Genomic DNA, 273 nt, shown 5'->3' with positions numbered 1-273 from the left:
TGACACAAGAGGATCTTGATGATGATAGATTACATTATTATATTTATTCCAGAGAACAGTATGGCACAGATGCATTTTAGGCTTCTGTGCCTTTTCTTTCTAACGGATAATTCCCTGTAATACTATATTGATAATATTCATCAGGAGATAGTTTCGCAAGGTCCCACTGGTAGCGTTCTGTATTGTAATAGTCCATATAATCATCTATGACTGTCTTAACTTCGCTAAAAGTGTTACAGCTGCTAATATTTATTTCGTCTTTCATATGCCCAA

1 protein-coding gene is annotated in these 273 nt (G+C 34.8%); it reads right to left on the bottom strand.

Features of this window, described 5'->3' with window-relative positions:
• Positions 1-76: 76 nt before the first annotated feature.
• Positions 77-273, bottom strand: a 197-nt coding sequence (locus NE665_RS24430; RefSeq protein WP_256302583.1) for an IS3 family transposase, incomplete at its 5' end; no start/stop codon positions are given.

Source organism: Clostridium sp. DFI.1.208, assembly GCF_024463855.1.
GTDB lineage: Bacteria > Bacillota_I > Bacilli_A > Erysipelotrichales > Erysipelotrichaceae > Clostridium_AQ.
Note: the sequence above shows the minus strand (reverse complement) of the source record. Positions and strands in the feature narration are given on the sequence as shown.